6 protein-coding genes are annotated in these 11,243 nt (G+C 44.7%); 2 read left to right on the plus strand and 4 right to left on the minus strand.

Annotation, left to right across the window (positions count from 1 at the left end; genetic code table 11):
- Positions 1–1,442: 1,442 nt before the first annotated feature.
- From CWD91_RS11325 to CWD91_RS11340, 4 genes are all read right to left on the minus strand, one after another.
- Positions 1,443–2,354 carry a metallophosphoesterase gene (locus CWD91_RS11325; RefSeq protein ID WP_103441071.1) on the minus strand — a complete coding sequence of 304 codons (912 nt, stop codon included), beginning with the start codon at positions 2,352–2,354 and terminating at the stop codon, positions 1,443–1,445.
- Between the two features lie 1,488 nt (positions 2,355–3,842).
- Positions 3,843–4,673, minus strand: coding sequence for an amidohydrolase family protein (locus CWD91_RS11330; protein WP_103441072.1), 831 nt, complete (start codon positions 4,671–4,673; stop codon positions 3,843–3,845).
- A gap of 104 nt (positions 4,674–4,777) precedes the next feature.
- Complete coding sequence (locus tag CWD91_RS11335; RefSeq protein ID WP_103441073.1) at positions 4,778–6,430, minus strand: UxaA family hydrolase; 1,653 nt, start codon at positions 6,428–6,430, stop codon at positions 4,778–4,780.
- 17 nt (positions 6,431–6,447) lie between these two features.
- Positions 6,448–7,455 carry a zinc-binding alcohol dehydrogenase family protein gene (locus CWD91_RS11340; RefSeq protein WP_103441074.1) on the minus strand — a complete coding sequence of 336 codons (1,008 nt, stop codon included), beginning with the start codon at positions 7,453–7,455 and terminating at the stop codon, positions 6,448–6,450.
- A gap of 671 nt (positions 7,456–8,126) precedes the next feature.
- On the opposite strand from CWD91_RS11340, the gene CWD91_RS11345 reads away from it, so the two are divergent.
- On the plus strand, positions 8,127–8,792 hold the full coding sequence (locus CWD91_RS11345) for an FMN-binding protein (RefSeq protein WP_103441075.1): 666 nt from the start codon (positions 8,127–8,129) through the stop codon (positions 8,790–8,792).
- A 1,090-nt stretch (positions 8,793–9,882) separates the two neighbouring features.
- The gene (locus tag CWD91_RS11350; protein WP_103441076.1) at positions 9,883–11,022 is read left to right on the plus strand and encodes a saccharopine dehydrogenase family protein; all 1,140 of its coding nucleotides are present in this window, start codon (positions 9,883–9,885) and stop codon (positions 11,020–11,022) included.
- Positions 11,023–11,243: the final 221 nt, after the last annotated feature.

Below are 11,243 nucleotides of genomic sequence, written 5' to 3' on the forward strand. Positions count from 1 at the left end.
GCCAAGAGGGAATTTGGTAATTTGAAAATGATTGAATTTGAAAATGGTTCAATGTTGAAAAAGGTCCTTTAAAGTAAAAAGTTTTAGCTCCTTCCCTTGGGCCTGTGCTGAGCGAAGTCGAAGCCACTGACTACCGAAGACTGTTCACTCTAAGAATCCGATTGCCACCCAGGCTACCCCTTCCGTCTTCTCCTACGTCGAAGCCACCTTCCCCTAGCTAGGGGAAGGAGCATCCATTAAATAACTTTCAGCACAAATCTTTAGTCTAGTCTCTAGGTTCCAGGTTCTAGCTTATAACTACACAATTCCAACTTTGAACATATCAACTTTCAACATTATAACACCTTTCTACTTCTCGATACAATTTTATTGCGCTGCGCTACATAAAATCACCTGCCTGCCGGCAGGCAGGCTCGAAGTGACGGGCGATAGGCATTTTGTATCGAGAACCGAGTGCTTCTCAAACCAATTTTATTTCGTTTCACTCCATAAAACCACTCGAAGTGACGACTTTCAACAGAAGACTTTAGTCTAGGCTCTAGCATCTAGGCTCTAGATTCTTCCTACGCTCAATCTCCGTGAGGACTTTCAACTTTCAACTTTTGAACATTCGACATTATCATTGTTTATTGCTAATTGTTCACTGTTCACTGTAATAAGCAGATTGCCGCGCTGCGCCTCCATATCGGCAGGTAAACCCGCAATGACAACTTTCAACACAAGATTTTAGTCTAGTCTCTAGCATCTTGGCTCTAGATTCTTCCAACGCTCAATCTCCGTGAGGACATTCGTCATTGCGAGGAGCGATAGCGACGAAGCAATCTCACCATAGGAACGAGCAGATTGCCGCGCTGCGCCTCCCTATCGGTAGGCAAGCTCGCAATGACGGGTTTTATTCTATCGTCAGTTCGAGTGAAATGCCGATAGGCATTTTGTATCGAGAACCGAGTGCTTCTCAAACCAATTTTATTTCGTTTCACTCCATAAAACCACTCGAAGTGACGACCTTCCACTTTCAACTTTTAAACATAGGACATTGAAATTGTTGATTACTAATTGATCACTGTTCATTGTAATAAGCAGATTGCCACGCTGCGCCTCCCTATCGGTAGGTAAACTCACTATGACGTCAGTTAATCATGTTAAACTAACAACCTACTATTGCCATTTGGCTAATGGCTTCTGGCTGAAAGCTGTTCACTGAAATCGCTTCTCGATACAATCCTCCTACGTCGGATCACTCGAAGTGACGACTTTCAACATTTGGACATTGAACCTTGAACATTATCATTGTTTATTGTTAATTGTTCACTGTAAGAAGCAGATTGCCGCGCTGCGCCTCCCTATCGGTAGGCAAGCTCGCAATGAAGTCAGTTAATCATGTTAAACTAACAACCTACCATTGTCTAGTGGCTTCTGCCTAATGACTTAGCAAGAGACCACTACTTAATTTGAAGCCTTCTTGACTGTTCCCGGCCATGACCATGGACCAAAATGGAATCTTTTTTGAATTCTACGGTGGAAAAGGCGGAAGTGCTATCGGTTTCTACCATGCCTTTAAAGGTGAGGTAATGCACTCCGTTTCTTTCCATATAATCGCCATGGTGGTTATGTCCATTAAAATAGAATTTTACATTGGGGTAGTTGTCGATTAAGGAGATGAGTTGGGTGCTGTTCCAAAGACGGTGGACCTTATCCTCGCCCATTACAGGGAAATGACAATAGAACCCAACATTTTCGTTATTCTCCGTAGCCAGTTTCAGTTCACTTTCCACCCATTGTAATTGATCATGACTTAATCCGCCGTTCCAGGTTTGTAGGTTGGGAAGGTCCGATGTTGAAAGCAGGGTAAAGAGGGAGTCGGTCTGTGCTATTTTCTCGGGAGAAATGGCACCTTGATAGCTGAGGTCGTTGCCGTCCAGTATAATAAATCTCCAGTTGTTTTCCACCAAGCTGTAGTAGCGCTGGGTGAGGTTCATTTTGTTCATTACCTTGGATTTTAGGGAGTCGGCCACACTAAAATCATGATTGCCCAGCACGTGGTATTTCTTGGTCTTTAAAGCGTTCCAGATAGGGAGGACTGTATCAAAACTACTGAAATCCCGATCTATGAAGTCGCCCAAATGAATGGCGTAATCCAGTTCTTCCTTATTAAGTGCGGTAACGGCTTGTTTTAATTTATGGGGGGAGTTTTTATAAAAACGGGAAGGGGAGGACTCGCAGTAGCAGTACTGACAATCGGCAATAATACCTATGGCCAGATCCTGTTGAGGTATATTTTTATTTTCCTTTGATCCGCAGGCGGTGAGTAGCGCGAGCAGGATGATACTTAATTTATTTTTCAGTAGGGTCATAGGGTAGAGGGGTTGGTTTAAAATGTCTACTATGACCAAATATAGTTTTTTTTGGCTTTAGGAAGATTTTGGGGAAATTTGATAATTTGAAAATGGGATAATGTGGAAATGTATTAATGTGGAAATGTACCAATGGGGTAATGAATCAATGTATTAATGTGGAAATGTACCAATGACGGAATTGCCATAAGCCAAGAGCCAAGAGAAAAGAGAAGAGAATAAAGAGTCAAGAGCCTGAAGTGGTTAATTTGAAAATGAGTCAATTTGATAATTTGAAAATGTGGAAATGTACCAATGTACCAATGACGGAATAGCCAAGAGCCAAGAGCGAAGAGAAAAGAGTTTAGATTCTTCCAACGCTCAATCTCCGTGATTTCATCCGGTGGCTGAGCGTAGTCGAAGCCACTGACTACAGAAAACTGTTCACTAGTTAGCTACTATTGGCTCCCGATAACTATCGGGATGGCTAATGGCTTTTGCCTAAAGAGCTCTGACCACTGACCACTGACCACTGATTACTGCTCACTGAAATCCCTTCTCGATACTATTTTATTGCGCTGCGCTACATAAAATCACCTGCCTACCGGGCAGGCGGGCGTAGTCGAAGCCACTGATTACTAATTACTGAATACTGATCACTGCCCACCGGCTACTTCGATTTCGACTCCGCTCAATCTCCGTGATGACTTTCAACATTTGGACATTGAACCTTGAACATTATCATTGTTTATTGCTAATTGTTCATTGTACACTGTAAGAGGCAGATTGCCGCGCTGCGCCTCCCTATCGGTAGGCAAGCCTCCCTAACGGCAGATAAACTCGCAATGACGGGTTTTGTTCTATCGTCAGTTCGAGTGAAATGCCGACAGGCATTTAGTATCGAGAACCGAGTGCTTCTCGATTCTATTTTGCTCCACTTCGTTATGCAAAATCACCTGCCTGCCGGCAGGCAGGCTCGAAGTGACGGGCTGACCACTGTTCACTGTAAGAAGCAGATTGCCGCGCTGTGCCTGCCTGACGGCAAGGCAAGCTCACAATGACGGGATAGCCAAAAGCCAGGTGGCAAGAGTTAAAAAGGAAAAGACATAATCTAGTGTTAAGAGAAGAGAGAAAAGAATAAAGAGTCTAAATTATAACTACTCATAACTAATAACTGACCACTGAAAACTAACTGTCGCCTACTTCGATTTCGACTACGCTCAATCTCCGTGAGGGCATTCGTCATTGCGAGGAGCGATAGCGACGAAGCAATCTCTTCATAGGAACAAGCAGATTGCCGCGCTGCGCCCGCCTGACGGCTGGGCAGGCTCAATCTCCGTGAGGACTTTGAACATTAAACTTTGAACTTTAAATGTTTCAGTCACTGACTACTGTTCACTGAAGACTGACCACTGTATTCCCTTCTCGATACAATCCTCCTTCGTCGGATCACTCGAAGTGACGAACTTTTGACTTTATAACATTATAACTTTCAACTTTACAACTGTCTCACTCAAGTCCATAAAAATCCACCGCATTCTGCCCCATAATGGCGGCTTGTTCAGTGGTGCTAAGGCTGGAAATGAAATTTGTGGTCAGCTCTTTTACCTGGGCGTAGGATCCTGCAACAAGGCAAACGGGCCAATCGGAACCGTACATGCAGCGTTCAGGGCCAAAGGCCTCAAGGACCAAGAGCATATAGGGATGTATCTGTTCCGGGGTCCAGCTATTGAAATCAGCTTCGGTGATCATGCCCGAGATTTTGCAGTGTACATTTTCATGTTTGGCGACTTCTTGCATCATAGCCGCCCAACCGTCATAAAAGCCATCCTTGATATAAGGTTTGGCAATATGGTCGATGACGAATTTTTGGTTGGGGAACTTTTTCACGAATTCTAAGGTAGCTCCCAATTGATGTGGAAAAATAAGGATGTCATAGACCGCTCCGTATTGTTCCAATTTGGAGATGCCCCTTAAAAAATCTTGTCTCAATAAAAAATTATGGTCCGCTTCTCCTTGAACAATATGTCGGTACCCCTTTAAATGCTTATCCTTGGCGTATTTTTCCAATTCTTTGTCTACATGGGCACTTCTTAGATCTACCCAGCCCACGACGCCTTTAACAAAAGCGTTGTTGTGGGCGTGTTCCAAAAGGAAATCGGTTTCCGCCAAGGTCTGGTCCGCCTGTACCGCCACACAACCATCTACACCGTTTTTGGCAAACACAGGTTTAAGGTCCGAGGGTAAAAAATCCCTACGGATAACGCTCATTTGCTCGTTTATCCAGGAGTGCTTTACGGGGTTGTATTTCCAGAAATGTTGATGGGAATCTATAATCATGTTAGAAGGTTTAATGTATTATGTTATAAAGTTGAAAGTTATAAAGTTGAAAGTTGAAAGTTTTCTGAGTTTGATGTTCTTTAGCTCTCCTTCGGAGAGGCCAGTTATAGGGAAATACCTCTTTTCCAGGGGATAAAGTCGTTCTGCTCCAATCTAACCGCAGCGGGGACAATGTTGCCACTGGCCACCTCAATAATATAGTCCAACAGTTCTTCCCCTTTGGTCTGGATCGTATCTTCTCCCGTAATAATGGTTCCCGTATTAAAATCGATAATGTCTTTCATACGCTCACTTAGGGCGTTGTTGCTGGACATTTTTATGACCGGGGCCACAGGGTTGCCGGTTGGCGTGCCCAAGCCGGTGGTGAAAGCGATTACATTGCATCCTGAGCCTGCCAAGCCTGTGGTACTTTCCACATCGTTGCCTGGAGTACATAAAAGGTTTAGCCCATTTTTGGTGACCCGTTCGGTATAGTCCAACACGTCCTGAACCAAGGATGTGCCTCCTTTTTTTGCCGCACCCGCCGACTTCATGGCATCTGTGATGAGTCCGTCCTTTATATTTCCTGGTGATGGATTGTTTTCAAATCCGGAGCCTATGGAAACCGCTTTGGCGGAATAGGCCCTCATAATACCGGCAAATTTTTCTGCATTTTCGGGCGCTTCACAGCGATTGATGAGTTCTTGTTCCACCCCGTTGAGTTCTGGAAATTCGGAAAGCACGGTAGCGCCGCCCAAGGCCACAATTAGGTCGGAGGTATACCCCAGGGCTGGATTGGCTGAAATTCCTGAAAATCCGTCCGAACCACCGCATTCAAGCCCCAAGACCAATTTGCTTAGCGGGGCAGGCTGTCGTTCTACCTTGTTGGCTTCAATAAGGCCTAAAAAGGTCCTTTTAACCGCTTCCTCTATAAAATGGCGCTCGCTCTTGCTGTTTTGTTGCTCCAAAACATGTAGGGGTTTGGAAAAGTTGGGGTCGCGTTTGGCAATGGCATCTTCCAAAATTTTCACCTGGGCGTTCTGGCAGCCCAAACTAAGAATGGTAGCCCCGGCAACATTGGGATTGGTAATGTATCCTGCCAATAAATTGCAAAGCGTGTCCGAATCCCCGCGATCACATCCACAGCCCCCGTCGTGGGTAAGGAACTTAATGCCGTCCACATTGGGAAAGGTCCTGTTCTGTTTAATTTCGTCGGCCGTTTTAATAATAGGGGCAGCCATCAAGTCATCCGCACTGGCGCCTTTTTTGTATTGGGATACCAGCACTTCTGTATCTATTATATAGTCCTGGGCAGTCTCATAGCCCAAGGCATTGAGTAGGGTAGTGCGCAGTACGTTTACATTTCTATTTTCACAGAATACCATAGGGATAACCAGCCAATGGTTGGCGGTCCCCACACTGCCATCGGCACGATGGTAGCCTTGGAAGCTGCTGTTCTTCCATTTGGAAATGTCCGGTGCTTCCCAGTGCGATTGTTGTTCCCCTACATTATAATCGGAGGAGGCATGCACCACATTTTCTATGGTTATGGTTTCCCCTTGAGCTATAGGTTTGGTAGCTTTCCCGATCAAGGTGCCATACATTAAAATAGGGTCTCCTACCTTGAATTGCTGTAGTGCGAATTTATGCTTGGCGGTAACATTGTTTTTAAGAGGGAAGGATTTCCCATCAAAGGTAACCACATAGTCTTTCTTCATATCCTGCAAAGCTGCAAGGATATTGTCCTTAGGGTGTATTTGTAAAAAATTCTTTGACATATTGTTATGCTATTGTTTTAAAATTCTACGGTGGCCTTGATCACTCCTGTGGTGGGTTTCAACCAGCTGTCGAAATTCTCCTTCATCTCCGAGAAATGCACGTTGTGGGTAATGAACGAATCGGTAGGGAACTGGTCCAGGATGTCTATGACCCGTTCAAAATCGGCCACCGTGGCATTCCTGCTGCACATCAGGGTGGTCTCCTTGGCGTGTATGGCCGGATGGGCAAAGGTAAGCTCCCCTTTGGAGAGTCCCACCAAGATGTACCTTCCTCCGTGCGACATATAGTTGGGTCCCTGTTCCAGGGCTCCCTTGTGGCCCGAGGCATCGAATACCGCTGTCGCCATATCGCCCTTGGTAATCTCCGAAATCTGTTTTACGGGGTCTTCGGCCACATTTACAATATGGTCCACCCCGATCTTTTCCTTGGCGTACTGCAGTCGGTCCTGGTTCATGTCCAGGGCGATGACCTTGGCCCCTTCGATCTGGGCCAGCTTCATGATGCCGATTCCTATGGGACCACAACCTACGACCACAATGGTTTCACCAGGGACCAACCGTGCCCGTCGGATGGCATGTGCCGCTATGGCCAAAGGCTCCACAATGGCCATCTGTTCGTTGGTCAGCTGCTTGGCGGGCAACAATATATCCAACGGTACGGTGATCTGTTCCTGCATGCCGCCGTCCGTGTGTATGCCCAGCACCTGGATCTGGGTGCAGCAATTGGTCTTCCCGTTCCTACAGGCAACACAATGGCCACAGCTCAGGTAGGGCATGATCACCACATTGTCCCCGGCTTCAATGCCCTTGTCGTTTTCGTCGATCTCCAGCACGGTGGTGGCCAGCTCATGGCCAAGGATCCTGGGATAGGTGAAAAAGGCTTGGTTGCCGGTATAGGCGTGAAGGTCGGTACCGCAGATGCCCACCTTGTTCACTTTTAAAAGGGCTTCCCCTTTTTTACGTATAGGGGCCTCTTTTTCCTTTAATTGAAAGTCACCAGGTTCCTCACAAACTATGTATTTCATGTGTTTTTGTCTTTTGTTTTTATTGGTTTTATCTGATTGTTATCAATCATTTGATGGCCGTTGGATTACAATCCAAAAGCGAGTATGTTAATATAGTTCAAGGGTGTAATTTAACCAAAAAGATTTAAAAATTGTTGATTGTACAAAGTTCAATGTTGAAAGTTCAATGTTAACAGTAGGGAAGGGTTAAATGTGTATTGAGAAGTGGGAAATTAGTATAGATTGATGAGTAATGAGTATTGAGAGAAAAAAGAAAAGAGAAAAGAGAATGCAGTGAACATTGTTCTGTGGGCTGAACCCTTTAGCCATCCCGATAGTTATCGGGAGGCAAAAGGCAATAGGCAAAAGTTCAATGTTAAAAAGTTGAAAGCCGTCATTGCGAGTTTACCTGCCGTCAGGCGGGCGCAGTGTGGCAATCTGCTTCTTGACAGTAAACAGTCTTTAGTAATCAGTAAATAGTAGCCAGCCCGTCACTTCGAGTGATTTTATGTAGCGTAGCGAAATAAAATTGGTTTGAGAAGCACTCGAACTGACGGTAGTGTCTAGTTTCTAGGCTCTAGAATCTTAAAAGATGTTACTGATCTAAATCATTTCAGTAAACCTGCCGCCGTATTACCTTCGGAAAAATAAGGCAGAGGTACATTTGATGCGTTTTAAATATAAAATTGAATATGATGAAAATAAAAATACTACTGATGATCTTGGTTGTCTTGGGATGGAACTGCAAGGAAAATCCAGAACAGCCGAAACAAAAAATCGAAGCAGTAAAAGAGGAAATCCAAACCACACCCGAAATACCGGACAGTATTGAGGAGATTGCCACCTTTGTAGCGCCACCTTTGGCGGATACTACAAACCTTCTGGACCTAATAATTTTTAAGGAGATCAATACCAGCGATAAGGTTTCTACAATAGAAATGGCTAGAGCAGGAGATCTTTATAATATGTTGAAGACGCGTGGGCAAGCCACATCGCTGCCCATATTTGAAATAAGGGATACGGACCTGGTTGTCCTACCAGTTCAGGGTGTTGGTTTTGGTGGTGCTATCTGGGCAAAAGTTCTTTTGGATAAAAAAACGCTGGAAATAAAAAAAATTGCATTTGAGCACCAAGCAGAATCTGATGGTTATGGTGCTGCATTTGTCGAAAAAACATTTGAAGATCAGTTCTTAGGCGTGAAAATTAACCTGAATGAAAACACCTTTACATTGCAAAAAGCCGGTGACGACGTGCATTTTGTTGACGGGATTTCCGGTGCAACCATGACAAGTAAAGGTGCCGTTACCATGGTGAATGAGGGATTGCGAAAGTATGGTGGCTTTTTGAAGGAGAATTGAGTAAGCAGTCTTCAGTAGTCAGTAAGCAGTTGGAAGTGGCTGAAACAATGAACAGTTAACAAATGGCAATAAACAGTTTTAATGTTCAAAGTTTAATGTTCAAGGTCTTTACGGAGATTGAGCCTTCCTATCGGCAGACAGGCGGAGTCGAAATCGAAGTAAACGGATGTGAGTAAACAGTGAACAGTGATCAGTAACCTTTAGGCAGAAGGCATTAGCCATTAGCCAATAGTTAGTTTTTACTGAACAGTCCTATAAGCCGCTATTGTCCGGTCGAGCCTGCCTTCCGCAGGAAGGCGCATCCCGATAACTATTGGGAGAGAACTATATTCTGCTTAAAAGTTGAAAGTCGTCACTTCGAGTGATTTTATGAAGCTCAGCGCAATAAAATTGTATCGAGAAGCACTCGAACTGACGATAGAACCAAGAACGTCATTGCGAGCCTGCCCGGCCTTCAGACGGGCGCAGCGCGGCAATCTGTTTATTTCAGGTTTGGGATTGCTTCGTCGCTATCACTCCCTGCCTAGCCGTCAGGCAGGCTCGCAATGACGGATCTCATTCAGAACGTAATACATTCCCCTCTTGAGAGAGCCTGTCACGCGTTTACCGCGGGAGGTTAGGAGTGTGTTTTGTAATTAGACCAGGGGGTGTATTTAAAACCTCGCAACTTCTCCATTCTCCTTTGGCTTGGGCTTTTAATCCCTTCCGTCTCCTCCGCCAAATGGTGGAGAATCCACCTTCCCTTATGCTTCGACTCCGCTCAGCACAGGCCCAAGGGAAGGAGCTAAAACTTTTACTTAAAAGGACCTTTTTCAACATTGAACCATTTTCAAATTAACCCATCTTCAAGTTTTCAAATTAACTCATTTCCACATTGGTAAATTTCCACATTTTCATATTAACCAATTGATTCATTAACCCATCGGTACATTTTCACATTAACCCCTTTCCTCATTTCCAAATTATCAAATTAACCTTTACCCTCCGTCTCTTCGAGTAGTCCTACGAAGTAGAATAGTATCTACAAGTAACAGCGGAAACTTCCAAGAAAAAACGCTATCTTTCTTATAACAATTTTAGCTCTAGAATTATGTCGTACAACATGGTTATTGCAGGTGCCGGGGGTATTGCACAGGCCGTTGGATTGATACTTTCCGAATGGGGCAACGTTCCTCTTAAGATCTTTATTGGTAATCGCACCCTGGAAAAGGCAGAAAAAGTGGCCCATTGGATCGGGGAGGGGACTACCAACCCCTCAGTGGCAAAGGCATTTTGTCTTTCCGATATGGGCCTGACGAAAGAAATGGAGGAAATTTTTACCCAGGGCGATGTCCTGCTCGATTGCCTCCCCGGAAGTCTGGCGCCCAAAATGGCGAGTTACGCCAAAAAGTTTGGACTTCATTACGTTAACCTCACCGAGTATGTAGCGGAAACGAATGAAATAATGGAATTGGCCAAAAATGCCGAAACCGGTTTTGTATTGCAATCAGGTCTGGCGCCAGGGTATGTAGATATTTTGGCCCATTACCTCTATCAGGAATTTTGTAGAAAGCATAGTGTAGACAAAGTGGATAAGCTACAATTCAAGGTTGGGGCCTTAACGGAGCATGCCGTGGCACCCCATTACTACGGCTTTACCTGGAGTCCTGTAGGCGTTGCTACCGAGTATGTTAAGGATGCCGAAGCCTTGCGGGATTATAAAAAGGTACAGTTGAAGTCGCTCTCGGAGCGGGCACAGATTATTATAGATGGCAGGACCTATGAGGAAGACCTAACTTCAGGTGGGGCGGCCGATCTGCCCGATGCCCTGTTGGCCAAGGTGCGTCATTTGGATTATAAGACCCTGAGGTATCCCGGACATTATGCCTGGGTAGAAAAACAATTGGCAGGTTCGGGAAAAGGGGATTCAGCCATTAAGACACTTCAGGAGAAAATGGAAACGGAAATCCCACATATAGAGCAGGATCAAATAGTGTTTTACGCCGCAGTAGAGGGCAAGGACAGTCATGGTATTCTAAGAAGGAGCGAGGCTTCCAATCTTATACTACCGCAAAAAGTAGGGAAGCACAGGTTAAGGGCCATACAGACTACTACCGCAGCACCCATGGTACAGGCTGCTTTTATGCTGTTGGAGTCCAAACGCAAAGGGTTGATCCTGCAAAGTAAGATAGATCCAAAGCCCTTTTTAAACGGAAATTTTGTGGTGCCCGTTTATGGAAACATTAAGTAAATGACCCTTCTTTTAAGTTAGGAGAATAGGATTTTCTAATTTTTACTCACTAAGTGAGATTTGAATGCTCCAACGCTTGAGTCGAAATGTTATCAGTAGTTTCCATCCGATGCCTCATGGGCTTGCCCTTGGGTAATTGACTTTTATTAAATTATCTTAAATGATTGCTATGTGCTTTAACCTTTCAGCAAAAATGCGTAATATTATTTTTTATTTAAAAA

The organism is Arenibacter hampyeongensis (genome assembly GCF_002909255.1).
Taxonomy (GTDB): domain Bacteria; phylum Bacteroidota; class Bacteroidia; order Flavobacteriales; family Flavobacteriaceae; genus Arenibacter; species Arenibacter hampyeongensis.